The following is a 17,985-nucleotide window of genomic DNA, read 5'->3' as shown; positions in this document are numbered from 1 at the left end:
GTCAGATCCGGAACCGCGTCGAAGGTGACCTCCACCTTCTGGTTCGGCTGCACCTTCGCCGCGTCCGACTCCTCGAACGGAACAACAACCTGGAACGTGGAAAGGTTGTTCAGCGAGATGAACGCGCCACCACCCGGGCGGGTGGCCGACAGACCCGACGACGCGTTACCCGACGCATCCGACGTCGCCGCCGCACCCACACCGGGAATCGCGGCGGCAGAACCCGGCGCCAACGCCGAGGTGTTGCCGTTCGACGTGCTGGCCATGTACTCGCCGACCGTACCGGTGATCGTCGAGACCGTACCGCCGACCGGCGCGTACAACAGGGTGTTGTCCACATCCCGCTGCGCCGCCGCAACATCCGCCTGAGCCGACGCAACCGAAGCCGCTGCCGCCGCGATCAGCGACGGACGGTCAGAGTTGTTGATGTCGGCGGTGTTCTCGGCACCGATCTTGGTCTGCTGTGCAGCCTCACGGCTGAGCTGAGCGTTGGCGATAGCCAGGTCGCCCTGCTTCTTGGCCGTCTTATAGGTGGCGCGGGCTTGCACGTACGTGTTCTTCGCGGCGTTGTACGCGCTCACGTCATCAGCGGTGCAAGCTCCAACAGCGCCGCCAACAGAGTCCAGGAGACCGCCCGAGCCCGAAGTCGAACTAGCCGCCGAGTCAGCGCCCGTTGAGCTAGTCGCGTCACTCATCGGGTCATCGGTTGCGCTATCCGGATCCTCAGACACCGCTGCCGATGGGGTGCTGCCGTTCGGACACTTGCTCTCATACGTCTCGCGGGCCGCGTTGAACGTCTTCGCCGCGATCCTGTAGGTCTTGCGAGCCTGATCAAGTTGCTTATGAGTCAGGTCGACGGTCTTGTCGTAGACCTTCTGCGCCTTGTCGTAGACCACCTGGGCCTGGTCAGCGGCACGCTGAGTGCCGTCGGCCAGGGGGCTGTTGGTCGCCTTGTCCAGGTTGGCCTGGGCGCCGTCCAGCGTGGCCTTCTGCTTGGCGAGGGTCTGCTGGAAGCCGAAGTCGTCCTCACGGGCCAGCAGCTGGCCCGGCTTGACGACATCGCCAACCCGGACGTTGAGCTCGACCAGCTTGGAACCCTTCGAGAAGCCCAGGTTCTGTGAGGTCACCGGCGCGAGCGCACCGGATGCCGACACCATGTTGGCCACCGTGCCGCGTTGCACCTTCGCGGTCGGAGGGGCGGTCGTCGGCGAGCCACAGGCCGACACCCCCGCAACCAAGAGTGCAAGCGACACCGCGGCGGCCACCCGCACCCCCGGGCCGCCACGGACTGTCGTCCGAGTCATGAACTTCCTGCCTTTCGCGTGGGGAGCAGAACAACGCTGTTCCGCGAACATTGGGGAGCGATGTGGTGGGTCATTGGTATCGAAGCGCCTCGATCGGTTGGAGCCTCGATGCTCGGCGTGCCGGGTAGCCCCCCGCGACAACACCGATGAGCAGACTCACTCCGAACGCGATGATGATCGCCCAGGGTGAGACTTCTGGCGGACTGAAGTTCGGGACCGCCTGGGGAAGGATGATGGCGGCGGCGACCGTGACGCCGACGCCAATGATGATGCCCATCAGACCGCCAAGTCCGGCGAGCATCGTCGACTCGATCAGGAATTGCTTCATGATCGCACTGCGCCTGGCCCCGATCGCCTTGCGGATTCCGATTTCCCGGGTCCGTTCGGTGACCGAGACCAGCATGATGTTCGCGACCCCGATTGCGCCGACGATGAGCGAGATGCCCGCGACGGCCACGGTGAACAGGGTCAGGAACGTCAGGAACTGGTTGGCCTGGTCCAGCAGGTTCCCCAGCGCGGTGACGTTGAAGTCACGCTTGCCGGGGTCCTTGATGAGGTGCCGCTGGTCCATCACTTTGTTGATCTCTTCGACCGCCGCGCCCACCTGGTCGGCGCTCGCTGCCTTCACCACCATTTGCGTGATGTTGTCGCCACCGCCCAGCAGGAAGGACCGGGCGGTGTCCAGCGGCATGTAGGCGATGTTGTCGTTGCTGCCGTCCGACTTCAGGACACCGAGGACCTTGAAGTTGGAACGGCCGATCCGGACGGTCTTGCCGACAGCCGACTCGTTGTCACCGCCGAACAGGTTGGTCACCGCGTTCGGGCCGAGCAGTACGACCCTCGCGTTGGACTTCTCCTGCTGGGTGGTGAAGTTCGCGCCGGTGACGATGTCGCGGTTGTTGACCGTCAGGTAGTCGGCGGTCGAGCCCGTGACGTCGGCGCGGAACTGGGCCTGGTTGTAGTTGATCAGGCCGGTGCCCTGGGCGACCGGCGTGACGCTGGCGATGTCCGGCGCCTGGTTCGGGTTGCTCAGCGCGGAGATGTCGCCGTCCTTGAGGTCCCGCGCGGCGCCGCCGCCGGGGACCGCGCCCTGGGACTTCGCCACGATGATCGTGGTGCCCAGCGCGCCGAAGGACTTGTTGAAGCCGGTCTTCATGCCGTCGCCGAGGCCGACCAGCACGATCACGGCGGACACGCCGATCACGATGCCGAGCGTGGTCAGCGCCGAACGCAGCCGATTGGACCGGAGGCTGCGCAGCGCGATCTGGAGTGCTTCGGTGAAGTTCACTCGATCACCGTCCGGTTCTCCGGAGCGCGATCACTGATGACCTGGCCGTCGCGCAGCGTGATGATCCGCTTGGCGAAGTTCGCGACCTCGTCCTCGTGCGTGATCAGCACGACCGTGCGGCCGCTGTCGTTCAGCTCGACCAGCAGCTTCATGATCTCGTTGGTCGAGTGGCTGTCCAGGTTTCCGGTCGGCTCGTCGGCCAGGATCATCACCGGGTCGGTGACGATGGCCCGAGCGATCGCGACACGCTGCTGCTGACCACCGGACAGCTCGGAGGGCATGTGCTTGGCACGGTTGCCCAACCCAACCTTTTCCAGGGCCCACGTCGCCTTGGAACGACGGTCGCCGATACCGGCGTAGACCATCGGCAGCTCGACGTTGCGGACGGCGCTGGTGCGCGGGATCAGGTTGAAGGACTGGAAGACGAAACCGATCTTGCGGTTACGAATCTCGGCTAGCTCGTTGTCGCTCAGGGTGCCGACATCGATTCCGTCGAGCTTGTAGATGCCGTCGGTCGGGATGTCGAGACAGCCGAGGACGTTCATCATCGTGCTCTTGCCGGAACCGGACGGGCCCATGATCGCGACTAAGTCGCCAGTCTCGATACGAAGACTGACGTTGTTCAGGGCGCGGAGTTCCACCTCGCCCATCTGGTAAATCTTGGTGACGCTCTCGAGCTCGATCATGTTCCCCCCGGGTGCGGGCTGTTTCCGCACCCAGCTTCTCAAGAAGCGCCGCCTGCGCGGCACGTCAATTCGACCCAAATGGCTAGCTAAACGAACTACCTAGCTAAACGACCTTGGTCGAATGGGGTTACGAGCTGGGGCACACGTCACTGAGTAGAGGCTAACTTCGACCTCCGACGTGGCAGATAAGTGCACTCAGTTACCGAAGATCTTCGGCAAGGTGCCCTTCCATGCGTCTTCCATCGTCGAGAGTTCAAGAGTGTTAACACCCGACAGGATGACTCCACGACTACCCTCGGTGACCGCCCCGAGGTCGGTATAGCTGATACCCGACTCAGCCAGTCGGCGGGTGACGTCCCCGACCGCGTCGGGGCGCACCGTGACCAGCACTCTTGCTGAGGATTCGGAGAATAGCGCGACGAACGGGTCCTGTCCCGCCGGGAGTGTGATCTCCGCCCCAAGGCCGGAGATCACGGCGGACTCGACGAGCGTCTGAGCCAGTCCACCCTCGGACAGGTCGTGCGCGCCCGTCACCCGTCCGGTGGGGGCCTCCCCCGCCAAGAACGTCGCCAGTGCACGCTCAGCGACCAGGTCGACGCGGGGCGGCCGGCCACCCAGATGGCCGTGCACGACGTTTGCCCATTCGCTGCCGTCGAGCTCCTCGCGGGTCTCGCCGAGCAGCAGCACGCGGTCACCGACGGCACCGAAGCCGGTGCGGATCCGGTCGGTCACGTCGTCGATCACGCCGAGGATGCCGATGACCGGTGTCGGGTGGATCGCGGTGGCGCCGGTCTGGTTGTAGAAACTGACGTTTCCGCCGGTCACCGGGATGCCGAGGGTCGCGCAGCCGTCCGCGATGCCGTGCACGGCCTGCTCGAACTGCCACATCACGCCCGGGTCCTCCGGCGAGCCGAAGTTGAGGCAGTCGGTCACCGCGACCGGGGTCGCGCCGCTGACCGCGACGTTGCGGAACGCCTCGGCCAGTGCCAGCTGGGCGCCGGTGTACGGGTCGAGCGCGCAGAACCGGGCGTTGCAGTCGGTGGACACCGCGATGCCCCGGCCACCCTCGACGCCGTCGGTCTCGACGATGCGGACCATGCCGGAGTCCGACGGCTGCGCGGAGACGGTGTTGCCGCGTACGTAACGGTCGTACTGGTCGGTCACCCAGGCGCGGCTGCACAGGTTCGGACTGGCCGCCATGGTCAGGATCAGCTCGCGCAGCTCCTCCGGCCCGCTCGGGCGGGCGAGGGTCTTGGTGCCGTCCGCGACGAGCGTGTCCTGGCTGTCCGGGCGCGCGATCGGGCGGTTGTACACCGGGCCCTCGTGCGCCACGGTGCGTGGCGGAACGTCCACGACGGTCTCGCCCTGCCACGTGATGACCAGCCGGTCGCCTTCGGTGACCTCCCCGATCACCGTCGATAGAGTGTCCCACTTCGCGCAGACGCGCATGAACTCGTCGACGTTCTCCGGGGTCACGACCGCACACATGCGTTCCTGAGATTCGCTGGAGAGAATCTCCGCCGGAGTCATGTTCCTCGCACGCAGCGGGACCGAATCCAGGTCGATGTGCATGCCGCCGTCACCGGCGCTGGCGAGCTCGGACGTGGCGCAGGAAAGACCCGCGCCGCCCAGGTCCTGAATGCCGACGACCAGTCCGGCGCGGAACAGCTCCAGACAGCATTCGATCAGGACTTTTTCGGTGAACGGGTCGCCCACCTGGACCGAGGGCAGCTTCTTGCGGCCGCCGCCGGACTCGTCACCGGAGAAGGTCTCGCTGGCGAGCACGGACACGCCACCGATGCCGTCGAGGCCGGTGCGCGCGCCGAACAGAATGATCTTGTTGCCGGTGCCGGAAGCGTGCGCGAGGTGCAGGTCCTCAGTTTTCAGCACACCCACGCACAGCGCGTTGACCAGCGGGTTACCCGCGTAGACCTGATCGAAGACGACCTCGCCGCCGATGTTCGGCAGGCCGAGACAGTTGCCGTAGAAACTAATTCCGGATACCACTCCGGGCAGCACGCGCGCGGTGTCCTCGGCGTCCGCCGGGCCGAACCGCAACGGGTCCGCAACCGCGATCGGGCGGGCGCCCATCGCCATGATGTCGCGCACGATGCCGCCGACACCGGTCGCCGCGCCCTGGTGCGGCTCGACGTAGGACGGGTGGTTGTGCGACTCGACCTTGAACGTGACCGCCCAGCCGTCGCCGATGTCGACGACACCGGCGTTCTCACCGATGCCGGCCAGCATCTTCGACTGCATCTCCGGCGTGGTCGTCTCACCGAAGTAGCGCAGATGCACCTTGGAGGACTTGTAGGAGCAGTGCTCGCTCCACATGACGCTGTACATCGCCAGCTCGGCGTCGGTCGGCCTGCGCCCGAGGATGCCCCGGATGCGCTCGTACTCCTCGGGCCGCAACCCCAGCTCCGCGTAGGGCTGGGTCTGATCAGGAGTCTTCGCGGCCAGCGCGACGCTGTCGATCACACCCCCCAGGATACGTGCCCCCTCGTGAGTGGTGAGGCCGTCTACCCCGAAGGGGCGCCGCAGGCGTAGCCGGTCTACGCACTCACGACAGCTTTACCGTCGTGAGTGCGTAGACCGGCTATAGGCGGCCTCAACACTCACGAGGGGACCCCGAGGCCGTGCAACTTCTTGGCGGTCCGGACCACGGCTCACACCCGACTCCAACGGCCTCGCTACTCACGAGGGGTTGCCCCTACTGGAAGCGCAGGGCCTCGATCGGCTGCAGACGGGCGGCGCGGAACGCCGGGTACCCGCCGGCGATCAGGCCGATCATCAGACTGACGATGAACGCCACCGCGATCGCCGGGATCGACACCTGCGGCGGCCCGAAGTCCTGCGTCAGCTTCGGGATGATCGCGGCACCGGCCAGCACGATGCCGACGCCGAACGCGATCCCCACCATCCCGCCGAGCCCGGCCAGCACGGTCGACTCGATCAGGAACTGCTTCAGGATCGTGCTGCGTCTGGCCCCGATCGCCTTGCGGATCCCGATCTCCCTGGTCCGCTCGGTCACCGACACCAGCATGATGTTCGCGACACCGATCGCGCCGACCAGCAACGAGATACCGGCGACCGCCACGATGAACATCGTCATGAAGCCCATGAACTGGTTGATCTGGTCCAGCTGGTTCTGCAGCGCGGTGACCTTGAAGTCTTCCTTGGCCGGATCCGAGATGTTGTGCCGTTCGGACAGGATCTTCGTGATCTGGTCGACCGCCGCCGGCACGTCCTGCACCGACTTGGCCTTCGCCGCGGCGCCGGTGATCGTGTCGGTGCCGCCCAACAGGTAGGCACGTGCCGTGGTGAGCGGCATGAGCGCGGCGTCGTCGGAGTTTCCGTCGGACTTCAACGTGCCGACGACCTTGAAGTTGTTCCGGCCGATGCGCACCGTCTGGCCGAGCGCCGCCATCGGGTCGCCACCGAAGAGGTTCGTCACCACCTCCGGGCCGAGCAGCGTCACCTGGGCGCGCTTCTTGTAGTCCTCCTCGGTGAACATCGCACCGGAGGTCAGCTCACGGTTGCTCACCGACAGGTAGTCGACGGTGGAACCGGTGACCGTGGACTTGAACTGCGTGCCAGGGCCGTGCTGGACGATCCCGGTGCCGGTCAGCTGCGGGATCACCGAACCGATCGCCGGCGCTTTGCGCAGCGCCTCGATGTCACCGTCCTTCAGGTCCTTGGGCGCGCCGCCACCGGGCACCGACCCCTCGACCTTCGTCACGATGACCGCGGTGGCCAGCGCGCCGAAGGTCTTGCTGAAGCCGGCCTTCATCCCGTCGCCGAGCCCGACCAGGACGATCACCGCCGTCACGCCGATCACGATGCCCACCGTGGTCAGCGCCGATCGCAGTTTGTTGGCCCGCAGGCTGCGCCCCGCGATGGTGAGCGTCTCTTTCAGATTCATCGGGTGTGTCCATCCTGGTCGTCCGCGCGTCAAGCATCGCTGAGAGCGGTCGGCGAGCGCACGTGTATTACCACCAAACTACGTGGGCACATAGTCCCAAGGTGTTGGATCGTTACCTGGGCATTCACCGAAGTGGGCCACGCCTCAAGATGGGTGCATGGTCGGACACATCGTGTGGGACTGGAACGGCACGCTGCTCGACGACGGGGACGTCGTCTACCGGGCGTCCTGCGAGCTGTTTCAGGCTCGTGGGCTACCCCCGGTCACGCTGTCGCAGTACCGCGCGGCGTACACGCGGCCGATCAGCGAGTTCTACCGGCGGCTGTGGGGGATGTCGTTCTCCGACACCGAGCTCGAGGCCATGAACGACGGGTTCCACGAGGCCTACCAGCGCGCGCTGCGGGACGCGCCCCTGGCCACGGGCGCGGCCGAGGTCCTCTCCGGATGGCGGGCCCTCGGCGGCACGCAGTCGCTGCTGTCGATGTTCCGCCACGACCGGCTGCTGCCGCTGGTCTCGTCGCACGGGATCGCGTCGGAGTTCGTCCGGATCGACGGGCTCCTCGGCGCGGGTGGTGGCCAGAAGCAGGTCCATCTGGAGAAGCACCTGGCGGCTCTCGGTCTCACCGGCCCCGAGGTGCTGCTCGTCGGCGACAGCCTGGACGACGCCGCGGCCGCAACCGCTGTCGGAGCCGCATGCGTCCTGTACAACGGCGGCGCCCACGAGCGGTCGGCTCTGGAGGCAACCGGCCTCCCGGTGGTGGACCACCTCGCGGACTGTTCTGTTGGGCCTGTTCCGCGCGATATTTTTCTGTGACCACCCCGGCTCGCGTAAACGCTCGCTGGGGTACTCCCAGAAAAAAGGCTCGAGGACTCGCCCAACCGCGCGCTTGGGGGAACCCCAAGTGCCGCCCTGTTAGCTGGGTGGGTGGTCGCTGACATTCACTGCCCGGCCTTCGCCGGAACTCCTTCGGAGACTCGCGGAGCCAACTTTCAAGACGCATGAGCACCCGCAGCCGGATACGGGACCCGTGAGTGTTTTGGGTTGCCCTGGCAGCCCAAAACACTCACGGGTCCTTGCTTGCACCGGGAATGTGGCGAGGCACGGTGCGCGGGTGGCCCCGCAGAGGCGCCCGGAGGGGTTCCGCCGCAGGCTGGTAGTGCATGAGGGGCGGCTCCCAGGGGGACCACAAGCGCGCGCGTCGCCGAAGGCGACATTTTTCCGAGTGGGCCCCTCAGCCCGAAGGGTTGAGGGGCCCGCGAGAAAAAAACCCAGGCAGCGGGCCCGCCAGGGCCCGCCGCCTGGATCGTTCCCGGTCGGCCCGGAGGGCCTTCCGGGAACGATGGCGCGCGAGAACAGGCAATCAGGACGGCAGGCGGACCACTGACACGAAGAAGTGGTCGATCTGGCGGATCGCGGCGATGAAGCCGTCCAGGTCCACCGGTTTCGTCACGAAGGCGTTGGCGTGCAGCTGGTAGCTGCGCAGGACGTCCTCGTCCGCCGCCGACGTCGTCAGTACCACCACCGGGATGTGCGCCAGAGCCGCGTCCGACTTGATCTCGCCCAGTACCTCTCGCCCGTCCCGGCCGGGCAGGTTCAGGTCCAGCAGCACCAGGTCAGGGGTGGGGGCATCGGTGTAGGGCGGCTCGCGGCGCAGGTAGGCGAGCGCGTTGTTGCCGTCGTTCACCACGTCGAGACGGTTGTGCAGGTACTCCTCGAACGCCTCTCGGGTCAGGACCACGTCGCCCTCGTCGTCCTCGATCAGCAAGACCTTGATCGCCCTCGGCTTAGGAGGAGAGGTCTTGGTCATGGTGTGCGCTCCTGATCGCTACTGGGCTCGTCGATGCTGCGTTCGGTGTGGGGTTCGATGCTGGGTTCGATGCTGGGCAGAGTGAACCTGATGGTCGTTCCGTCCGTCCGTTCGGTGTCCAGCCAGATCCTTCCGCCGTGGAACTCGACGATCCGTTTGGCGAGTGCCAGCCCGATGCCCGTGCCGGGGTAGTCACCCTTTCCGTGCAACCTCTGGAATAGCACAAACACCTTGTCCTGAAACTCGGGTTTGATGCCGATGCCGTTGTCCCGCACGCTGATCTGCCAGCCGAACCGGTCCGGGACCGCGTCGACGACCACCTCGGCCGGCACGTCCGGGCGGCGGAACTTCACCGCGTTGCCGATGAGGTTCATCAGCAGTGGACGGAGCAGGACCGGGTCGCCGTGGACCGTGGGTAGCGTACCGATCACGATGCGTGCGCCGGCCTCTTCCCTCGCCAGCTCCAGCTCGCCGACGGCGGCCTCGGCCACCTCCTGGAGCGACACGTCGGTCAGCGCCCGGTCGGAACGGCCCACCCTGGAGAACGCCAGCAACTCGCTGATCAGCTGCTGCATCCGCTGGGCGCCGTCCACCGCGAACTCGATGTACTGGTCGGCCCGGTCGTCCAGCTGGCCGGCGTAGCGGCGCTGCAGCAGCTGCACGAATCCGGCGACTTTGCGCAACGGCTCCTGCAGGTCGTGCGAGGCGACGTAGGCGAACTGTTCCAGGTCGCGGTTGGAGCGCATCAGGTCGACGGCCTGGCTCTGCAGTTCCTCCTGGGTGGCGCGCAGCTGGGCCTGGCTCGCCGCCAGCGAGCTCAATTCGCTGACGATCCGGCTGCGCATGCGTTCCACGTCGGCGGCGACGTCGGCCAGCTCCGGCGGACCGGCGGGAACGCTGACCTCGTGGCTGTGGTCGCCGTCGGCGACCATGCGGGAGTCGGCGGCCAGCCTGACGATCGGACGGATCACCCAGCGACGCAGCAGCAGGATCGTCAGCGTGCCGGCGGTCGCGGCGAACAGGCCGCCGCCGATCAGCACCAGGAACTCGACGTCACGCGAGCGGCGCAGCCGGGCCACCACGTCTTCCCGGTGCGCATCCAGGGTGTTGACCAGCTGTTTCGCCGATTCGAGCGCGACGCTGAAGCTCTGCTCCTCGATCAGGTAGATCGGGTCCCCGGCCGGTCTGGGGCCCTGCGTGGCGCTGGCGTTCAGCAGCGGATCGGCGCCGTGCGCGCGCCAGGTCTGGATGTCGCCGAGCAGCCGCCGCATCTGGTCGGTGGCGGTCGTGTCGTCCTCCACCAGCACCTCGCGCAACGCGGCGACGTCGACGTCCTGGCGGGCCCGCGCCTGCTCGTACGCCGAGCGCTGCGCGGGGCTCCCGGTCAGCGCGAAGCCACGCACCGCGTTCTGCTCCTCGACCAGCGTGGTCAGGATCTCGGCCGCGGTCCGGCGGGCGGGGCTGGCGTGATCGAGCAGCTCGTCGACGGCCGCCGCGTTGCTCCCGGTGACCGGGAACAGCGCCAGCAGGGCCGCCAGCACCCCCACCGCACCGGCGCCGACCAGCAGCGACGCGCGCCGGGTCAGGGTGAGATCAGCCAGGAACATCAGGTGGCGCCGGTCAGCAACAGGATGGCCACGTCGTCGACCAGCGGGCCGCCGTTGAGTTCTTCGGCGTGCTCGACCAGCCGACCGGCGAGACTGGCCAGGTCACTGTCGCGGTGACGCTCCAGCAACGACAGCAACCCGTCGGTCCACAGCCGGTCCCCCGGGTCGGTGTCCCCGAACCCGCCGCTGTGGCCCTCGATCAGACCGTCGCTGTACATCATCAGCTCCCAGCCGTCCGGGAGCTCGCTGGTCACCGCGGGCCACTCGGCGTCCGGCAACACCCCCAGCGGAGGTCCGAGGCGATAGTCGAGCTCCACCGGGCCCGGCGCGCGCAGGACCGGTGGCGGATGGCCGGCCACCCGGAGCCGGGCCTGCGTCCGGCCGAGCACGGCGCCCTCCTCCTCCCCGGTGTCCTCGCCGAACAGCGCGACCGTGCACACCGTGGTGAACAGCGCGCTGGTGTGCTTCTCGCTGTTGAACACCATCTGCAACGCCGGCAGCACCTCCGGCTCGCCGACCCCGCTGAGCACCAACGCCCGCCAGGACACCCGCAGCAGCGCACCCAGCGCCGCCTCGTCAGGGCCGTGGCCACTGACGTCACCGACGATCGCGTGCACCGAACCGTCCGGGCAGCGCAGCGCGTCGTAGAAGTCGCCACCGAGGACCGAGCTGCGCCGTCCGGGGCGGTAGAACCGGTGCGCGGCGACGAAACTGCCGTCCAACAGCAACCGGGGCAGCAGTCCGCGCTCGACGCGCGCCGACGCGGCCTGTTCGAGCTGGGCCGCGCGCAGCCGGACCGCGTTGCGTTCCGCGCGGCGCCGCTCCACCGAGTAGCGCACCGAGCGGGTCAGCAGCTGGCCGTCCACCGCGCCCTTGATCAGGTAGTCCTGCGCGCCCTCGGCCATCGCGGCCGCACCCGTCGCCTCGTCGTCCAGGCCGGTGAGCACGCAGATCGCGCAGTTCTCCGGCGCCTTCGCGCGCAGGGTGCGCAGGCCGTCGAGCCGGTCCGGGTTCTTGTTGTGATCCGGCAGCTGCAGATCGAGCAGGACACAGTCGACGGTGGCGAGACCGACCTCAATGGCTTCGGCGACGGTGGCCGCGACGGTCAGCTCGATCGGCGAGGACACCTCGGCGAGCAGCTCACGGACCAGGAAGACGTCACCGGGGTCGTCCTCGACCAGCAGGACCCGCGGACCAGCCACGACCACCTCCTTAAGTCCGAGTGCGCGGATTCTAGAACCCACACCGCCGGACTCGATCAGGACGCGACGAGCTGACCCACCAGCGACGTGAAGATACCGAGACCCTCGGCCGATGGCCCGGTAGCCGCGTCGATCGCATGCTCCGGGTGCGGCATGAGACCGACGATCCGGCCGTTCGCCGAGGACACCCCGGCGATGTCGCGGCTCGCGCCGTTCGGCGCGGGCGAGTCGTAGCGGAACACGACCCTGCCCTCGCCCTCCAGCTCGTCGAGGGTGTGCTGCTCAGCCGTGTAACAGCCCTCGCCTGACTTGAGCGGCACCAGGATGCGCTGGCCCTGCTCGTAGCCCGAGGTCCACGCGGTGCTCGCGTTCTCCACCCGCAGGACCAGGTCCTGGCAGATGAACCGCAGCTTCGCGTTGCGGGTCAGCGCGCCGGGCAGCAGACCCGCCTCGCACAGGATCTGGAAGCCGTTGCAGATGCCCAGCGCCGGCATCCCCTTGCTCGCGGCCTCGATGACCGGTCCCATGACCGGGGCGAACCGGGCGATCGCGCCTGCGCGCAGGTAGTCGCCGTAGGAGAAGCCGCCGGGGACGATGACCGCGTCGACGCCGTGCAGGTCCGCGTCGGCGTGCCACAGCGCGACCGCCTCGGCACCCGCCCTGCGTACCGCACGGGCGGCGTCGACGTCGTCCAGCGTGCCGGGAAAGGTGATGACCCCGACGCGGGGGCTCACGCCTGATCGCTTTCCGGCAGGCGCGTGACCGACCAGTCCTCGATCACGGTGTTGGCGAGCAGCGTGCTGGCGATCTGCTCGAGCGTCGCGTCGTCGACCGAGTCCTCGACGTCCAGCTCGAAGCGCTTGCCCTGGCGCACCTCGCGCACACCGGAGAAACCCATCCGGGGCAGCGCACCGACCACCGCCTGACCCTGCGGGTCGAGGATCTCGGACTTGGGCATGACGTCCACCACCACACGGGCCATGACTCAAGCTTAAACGGTGATCCGGTTCACCCCTACGCGGACAGCGGGGCCGGGTCCGGGATGGGCAGCCGGTAGGTCGCGGGCAGGGCGCCCTCGGCCAGCGCGGCGTCGATCGTGGCCAGCAGGACCCGCCGGGTCGCCGGGTTGGTCAGCTCGGCGGCGTCGGCCGCGATCCGGACCAGCCCGCCCCGGCGCGCGGTGCGCACGGCCGTCCTGATCAGCGACGCGGTCTGGGAGCGCTGCCGCCAGGCGTCCGCGTTGTCCGGCAGCGCGGCGAGGCTGCCCGCCGAGGTGAGCACCCGGCCGCGCAGCATCCGGTCCGAGCCGTCGAGCAACCGGACGCCCGCGCCGTCCGCACATACGCGGAACCCGCGCTTGCGCAGCGCGACGAGCGTGCCGGAGGAGGCGAGCCAGCGTGGCGGCGCGAACACGTCGGACGGCAGACCGAGGTGCTCCATGGTCCTCGTCGCGGCGATGATCCGCAGGGTCGCCTCGTGACTGGGCAGCACCGCGAACTCCGCGCGACGGCCCAGGCGGGTGCCTGCCGGGACGACGCTGTGGTTGAAGCCGTGCAGCACGAGCGCGTCACCGATCTGGACACGGCTGCGCAGCCAACCGATGACCGGCGAGTCCGGGTGGTGCCAGCCCCCGGCGGGTCGGGGAGGGAGCAGCCAGGACGCCGGCACCAGGCGGGCGTCGAGCTGGGTGCCGAACTCGGAGCAGGCACCCAGGTCGGATTCGGACCCGGCTATCGATACGGACACGATCAGCGTTGCGGTCACATGCTCTATCAGGCCGTATCCGCATGTCCGCCGTCTGACCTCGGTGTGGCAACCGAGTAAAAGCCCTGTGAAAGCCGTGAGTGCCGCGGCCGCCTATGAGCGGCCGCGGCACTCACGGGTGTTCAGGCCCAGGTCTGGCCGGTGACGCGTTCGTACAGCTCGACGTAGCGGGACCGGGCCAGCTCGATGATCTCGGCGGGCACCTCGGGTCCCGGCGCCGTCTTGTCCCACCCGGTACCTGCCGCCCAGTCCCGCACGATCTGCTTGTCGAACGAGAACTGCGAGTGGCCCGGCTCCCACCGATCGGCGGGCCAGTAGCGGGACGAGTCGGAGGTGAAGATCTCGTCACCGAGCACGAGCGACCCGTCGGCGGCGCGGCCGAACTCGAACTTGGTGTCGGCCATCAGGATGCCGTTGGCCTCGGCGAGCGCGGCACCGCGCTGGTAGAGCTCCAGCGTGGCGGTGCGCAGCTGGTTCGCGGTGTCGGCGCCGAGCAGTGCCACCACGTCGTCGAACGTGATGGCCTCGTCGTGCTGGCCGGCCGGGGCCTTCGAGCTGGGGGTGAAGATCGGCTCGGGCAGCTTCGACCCGTCGACGAGGCCCTCGGGCAGCTCGACCCCGGACACCGCCCCGGTGCGCCGGTAGTCGACGAGCCCGGAGCCGGTCAGGTATCCCCTGGCCACGCATTCGACCGGCAGCATCTCGAGACGTCGGCAGCGGATCGCCCGGCCGGCCACCTCGGCCGGCACGTCCTCGGCGGAGATGACGTGGTTGTCCACGACGTCGGCGGTCTTGCCGAACCACCACAGCGAGAGCTGGGTGAGCAGCGCGCCCTTGTCCGGCACCGGGGTCGGCAGGATCACGTCGTACACCGAGATCCGGTCGGACGCGACGAGCACGATGTCGCCCCGGTCGGAATAGATGTCGCGCACCTTGCCCGAGTGCAACAGCTCCACCGGCGGTTTCTCCCGATTCGTGTCCCGTTAGTTGACGGCCACGATAGTCGGCCGCTCGGCGTCGGGCGTGCGCCGCTGCCGGTCGCGGGCCGCGCGCAGGTCGGCGCGGAATCGCGCGGCGTCGCGGTCCTCGACGTCGACCCAGCCGTAGAGCCGGTCGTAGAAGGGCGCGTGGCGCTCGTGGTTGCGTTGCAGCGCGTAGACGATGAGACCGAAGACGACCAGTGTGAGCAGCAGCGATGTCATGGCACTAATGGTGCTTCGAACAATTTCCTGCCACCAGTGGCAGGACGGGCATTGTGCATCAAAATACTGCCAGCTATTGTACGGACGTGCTGCGCACCGTTGCGTCCATCGTCGTGGACGACCTCGCCCCGTTCGAGTTCGGCGTGATCTGCGAGGTCTTCGGCATCGACCGCACCGAGGACGGCGTGCCGCCGTTCGACTTCCGGGTCTGCGGCGAACACGCCGGGCGGCCGGTCCGCACCAACGTCGGCGCCTCCCTCACCCCCGAGTTCGGCCTCGACGCCCTGCTCGACGCCGACCTCATCTGCATACCGGCCTGCCGGATCCGCGAGGAGTACCCACCGGCCGTCCTCGACGCCCTGCGTACCGCCTCCGCCCGAGGCGCCACCCTGCTGTCGGTGTGCAGCGGAGCCTTCCTGCTCGCCGCCGCCGGACTCCTCGACGGCCGACCGTGCACCACGCACTGGCGCCACGTCGACGACCTGGCGCAGCGCTTCCCCGACCTGCGCATCGACCCCGACGTCCTGTTCGTCGACGACGGCGACATCATCACCAGCGCCGGCACCGCATCCGGCATCGACGCCTGCCTGCACCTGGTCCGCCGGGAGCTGGGCGCCCAGGTCGCCACCGCGATCGCCCGCCGGATGGTCGTCCCGCCGCAACGCGACGGCGGCCAGCGCCAGTACATCGAACAGCCCGTGCCCGAGTGCTCCGGCGACAGCATGGAACCCGTGCTGACCTGGCTGCTCGGCAACCTCGCCGACGACCACAGCATCGCCGACCTCGCACACCGCGCCAGCATGTCGATGCGCACCTTCGCCCGCCGCTTCGTCGCCGAGACCGGCACCACCCCCGTGCGCTGGCTGTCCCTGCAACGCGTCCAGCACGCCCGTCGACTGCTGGAACAGACGCAGCTGTCGGTCGACGAGGTGGCCCGCGAGTGCGGCTTCGGCACCTCAGCGCTGCTCCGCCACCACTTCCAGCGAACGGTGGGCGTGACCCCCACCGACTACCGCCGGTCCTTTGGGCCTGGTCCGCGCGGAGTTTTTCTGTGACCACCCCGGCTCGCGTAAACGCTCGCTGGGGTACTCCCAGAAAAACAAACCTCGTTCCTCGGTTGAGCGCGCGCTTGTTGTTGCCTTGGGAGCCGCCGTCCGGCTGGGGAGCCTGGGTGCGGACATTCACTACGCCGGCCTTCGCCGGAACTCCTTCGGAGACTCGCGGAGCCGACTTAGCCGTGGTCGGGCCAGCCGTTGGCCTGGGGCGCCTTCGGCGGTGACGGACTACAGAATTGCCCCTGGGGAGTAGGCGGCGGCGTCGGGGTTGGCCTTCACCAGCTCGTTCACCCTGGCGATCACGTCGTCCACCTGTGCGGCGGCGGCGCCGGTGAAGCGCAGTGGGTTGTCCAGCAGGCCGTCCAACGTGCCGGCGGGCAGACCGAGGCGCGGGTCGGCAGCTAGCCGCGCCGGCAGGTCGTTCTCCGCCTGGCCGGTCTCGCGCATCGCCAGCGCGACCGCCACCGCGTGCTCCTTGATCGCCTCGTGCGCGGTCTCCCGGCCGACACCCGCCCGCACCGCGGCCATCAGGACGCTCGTCGTGGCCAGGAACGGCAGGTAACGGTCCAGCTCACGGGCCACCACGGCGGGATAGGCGCCGAACTCGTCGAGCACGGTCAGGAACGTCTCGATCAGCCCGTCGACGGCGAAGAACGCATCCGGCAGCGCGACCCTGCGCACCACCGAGCAGGACACATCGCCCTCGTTCCACTGGTTGCCGGACAGCTCACCGACCATCGAGGCGTAGCCGCGCAGCACGATCGCCAGCCCGTTGACGCGCTCGCAGGACCGGGTGTTCATCTTGTGCGGCATCGCGGACGAACCGACCTGGCCCGGCTGGAAACCTTCGGTCACCAGCTCCTGGCCGGCCATCAGCCGGATCGTCGTGGCGAGGCTCGACGGCCCGGCGGTCAGCTGCACCAGCGTGGTGATGACGTCGTAGTCCAGCGAGCGCGGGTAGACCTGGCCGACGCTGGTCAGCACCTCGCTGAACCCGAGGTGGGTGGCGACGCGACGCTCCAGCTCGGCGAGCTTGCCCGGGTCGCCGTCGAGCAGGTCCAGCATGTCCTGGCCGGTGCCGACCGGGCCCTTGATGCCGCGCAGCGGGTAACGGTCGATCAGCTCGGCCAGTCGCCGATGCGCGACCAGCAGCTCGTCGGCGGCGCTGGCGAAGCGTTTGCCCAGCGTGGTGGCCTGCGCCGCGACGTTGTGGCTGCGTCCGGCCATCACCAGCTCGCGGTACTCGCCGGCGCGGCGGGCCAGCCGGGCGAGGATCGCCACGGTCCGGTCGGACAGGTGGACCAGCGCCGCGCGGACCTGCGACTGCTCGACGTTCTCGGTCAGGTCCCGGCTGGTCAGCCCCTTGTGGACGTGCTCGTGACCGGCGAGGGCGTTGAACTCTTCGATGCGCGCCTTGACGTCGTGGCGGGTGACGCGCTCGCGGGCGGCGATGGAGGCGAGGTCGACCTGCTCGACGACCCGCTCGTAGTCGGCGATCGCCTGCTCGGGAACGTCGATGCCCAGCTCCCGCTGGGCCCGCAACACCGCGATCCAGAGCTGACGCTCCAGCACGATCTTGTGTTCGGGAGAGAACAGGTGCGCCAGCTCGGCGCTCGCGTAGCGGTTGGCCAGCACATTAGGGATCACTGGATTTAGGCTACTGGCTGGCCCTCGCGCGTCCAAACAGGGACAGATCAGGCACCCAACCGGCTCCGCAAGTCTCCCCGTAGGGGGTTCAGTGCGAAGCACTGCAAAGAACGCACCAGGCGAAGCAGAACGCGACCAGACAGCCGCGCGTCAGCGACGGCAGCGAAGCCGGAGCGAAGCGACCGGCGAAGCCGCCGTAAGTTTCCGGTCGCGGACCCCTCGAGGCGAAGCCGACGAGGGGTCCCGACCGGAAACTTGGACGCGCGAAGGGCCGGCCTCAGTTCTGGTCGGCGAGGGTGTGGGCCAACTGGTTGATGCGTTTGCCGTAGGGGGCTGGGCCCGAGTCCGAGATGGCCGAGAGGGACAACGAGCCTCCGCTCTCGGTGCTGGTCGAGGTCGTGATGATCGATCCGCCGTGGCCACGCTGGATGGTCATTCCGCCGCCGTTCGGGGAGAGCAGCACCCGCAGCGTGCCGCTGGCGGCGCCGTCGGTGACG

The 17,985-nt window shown here is 68.4% G+C and carries 17 protein-coding genes; 2 read left to right on the top strand and 15 right to left on the bottom strand.

Annotated elements, in window-relative coordinates:
• The 5 genes from G406_RS0123060 to G406_RS0123040 form a co-directional block, all read right to left on the bottom strand.
• Positions 1-1,166 (bottom strand): HlyD family secretion protein (locus G406_RS0123060; RefSeq protein ID WP_169736766.1); only part of this gene is annotated, 1,166 nt, incomplete at its 3' end.
• Positions 1,167-1,374: 208 nt separating this feature from the next.
• Complete coding sequence (locus G406_RS0123055; RefSeq protein ID WP_028935596.1) at positions 1,375-2,592, bottom strand: ABC transporter permease; 1,218 nt, start codon at positions 2,590-2,592, stop codon at positions 1,375-1,377.
• Complete coding sequence (locus G406_RS0123050) at positions 2,589-3,278, bottom strand: ABC transporter ATP-binding protein (RefSeq protein ID WP_028935595.1); 690 nt, start codon at positions 3,276-3,278, stop codon at positions 2,589-2,591. Before G406_RS0123050 ends, G406_RS0123055 begins: the two co-directional genes overlap by 4 nt.
• 195 nt (positions 3,279-3,473) lie before the next feature.
• Positions 3,474-5,759, bottom strand: coding sequence for a phosphoribosylformylglycinamidine synthase subunit PurL (gene purL, locus G406_RS0123045; RefSeq protein WP_028935594.1), 2,286 nt, complete (start codon positions 5,757-5,759; stop codon positions 3,474-3,476).
• Between the two features lie 232 nt (positions 5,760-5,991).
• Positions 5,992-7,203 (bottom strand): ABC transporter permease, encoded by a 1,212-nt coding sequence (locus tag G406_RS0123040; protein WP_028935593.1) that lies wholly within the window; start codon positions 7,201-7,203, stop codon positions 5,992-5,994.
• Positions 7,204-7,360: 157 nt separating this feature from the next.
• Between G406_RS0123040 and G406_RS0123035 the strand changes: the two genes are divergently transcribed.
• Complete coding sequence (locus tag G406_RS0123035) at positions 7,361-8,017, top strand: HAD family hydrolase (RefSeq protein ID WP_028935592.1); 657 nt, start codon at positions 7,361-7,363, stop codon at positions 8,015-8,017.
• Positions 8,018-8,564: 547 nt separating this feature from the next.
• Here G406_RS0123035 and G406_RS0123030 read toward each other — a convergent pair.
• The 8 genes from G406_RS0123030 to G406_RS0122995 form a co-directional block, all read right to left on the bottom strand.
• Positions 8,565-9,011: a response regulator gene (locus G406_RS0123030; RefSeq protein ID WP_028935591.1), complete on the bottom strand. Its 447-nt coding sequence runs from the start codon at positions 9,009-9,011 to the stop codon at positions 8,565-8,567.
• Entirely contained in the window at positions 9,008-10,618 is a 1,611-nt protein-coding gene (locus G406_RS49165) for a sensor histidine kinase (RefSeq protein WP_051342547.1), read from the bottom strand. Before G406_RS49165 ends, G406_RS0123030 begins: the two co-directional genes overlap by 4 nt.
• Complete coding sequence (locus tag G406_RS49160) at positions 10,618-11,820, bottom strand: PP2C family protein-serine/threonine phosphatase (RefSeq protein ID WP_037078128.1); 1,203 nt, start codon at positions 11,818-11,820, stop codon at positions 10,618-10,620. Before G406_RS49160 ends, G406_RS49165 begins: the two co-directional genes overlap by 1 nt.
• Before the next feature lie 56 nt (positions 11,821-11,876).
• On the bottom strand, positions 11,877-12,554 hold the full coding sequence (gene purQ, locus G406_RS0123015; protein ID WP_028935590.1) for a phosphoribosylformylglycinamidine synthase subunit PurQ: 678 nt from the start codon (positions 12,552-12,554) through the stop codon (positions 11,877-11,879).
• The gene (purS, locus tag G406_RS0123010) at positions 12,551-12,802 is read right to left on the bottom strand and encodes a phosphoribosylformylglycinamidine synthase subunit PurS (RefSeq protein ID WP_028935589.1); all 252 of its coding nucleotides are present in this window, start codon (positions 12,800-12,802) and stop codon (positions 12,551-12,553) included. Before purS ends, purQ begins: the two co-directional genes overlap by 4 nt.
• A 32-nt stretch (positions 12,803-12,834) precedes the next feature.
• Positions 12,835-13,584 (bottom strand): DUF2334 domain-containing protein, encoded by a 750-nt coding sequence (locus G406_RS0123005; RefSeq protein WP_051342545.1) that lies wholly within the window; start codon positions 13,582-13,584, stop codon positions 12,835-12,837.
• A gap of 122 nt (positions 13,585-13,706) precedes the next feature.
• A complete protein-coding gene (locus tag G406_RS0123000) occupies positions 13,707-14,540 on the bottom strand; it encodes a phosphoribosylaminoimidazolesuccinocarboxamide synthase (RefSeq protein WP_028935587.1) in 834 nt (277 codons plus the stop codon).
• A gap of 27 nt (positions 14,541-14,567) precedes the next feature.
• Complete coding sequence (locus tag G406_RS0122995; protein ID WP_028935586.1) at positions 14,568-14,786, bottom strand: hypothetical protein; 219 nt, start codon at positions 14,784-14,786, stop codon at positions 14,568-14,570.
• Positions 14,787-14,872: 86 nt separating this feature from the next.
• Between G406_RS0122995 and G406_RS0122990 the strand changes: the two genes are divergently transcribed.
• Positions 14,873-15,841 (top strand): helix-turn-helix domain-containing protein, encoded by a 969-nt coding sequence (locus G406_RS0122990; protein WP_028935585.1) that lies wholly within the window; start codon positions 14,873-14,875, stop codon positions 15,839-15,841.
• A gap of 228 nt (positions 15,842-16,069) precedes the next feature.
• On the opposite strand, the gene purB is transcribed toward G406_RS0122990, so the two are convergent.
• Both purB and G406_RS57875 read right to left on the bottom strand, forming a co-directional pair.
• Positions 16,070-17,488, bottom strand: a complete 1,419-nt coding sequence (gene purB, locus G406_RS0122985) for an adenylosuccinate lyase (protein ID WP_028935584.1) — start codon at positions 17,486-17,488, stop codon at positions 16,070-16,072.
• Positions 17,489-17,765: 277 nt separating this feature from the next.
• Positions 17,766-17,985, bottom strand: a 220-nt coding sequence (locus G406_RS57875) for a hypothetical protein (RefSeq protein ID WP_037078122.1), incomplete at its 5' end; no start/stop codon positions are given.

This window comes from Actinospineispora spinosispora DSM 44797 (genome assembly GCF_000429025.1).
Classification (GTDB): domain Bacteria; phylum Actinomycetota; class Actinomycetes; order Mycobacteriales; family Pseudonocardiaceae; genus Pseudonocardia; species Pseudonocardia spinosispora.
This window is presented reverse-complemented; position numbering and strand designations above follow the sequence as displayed.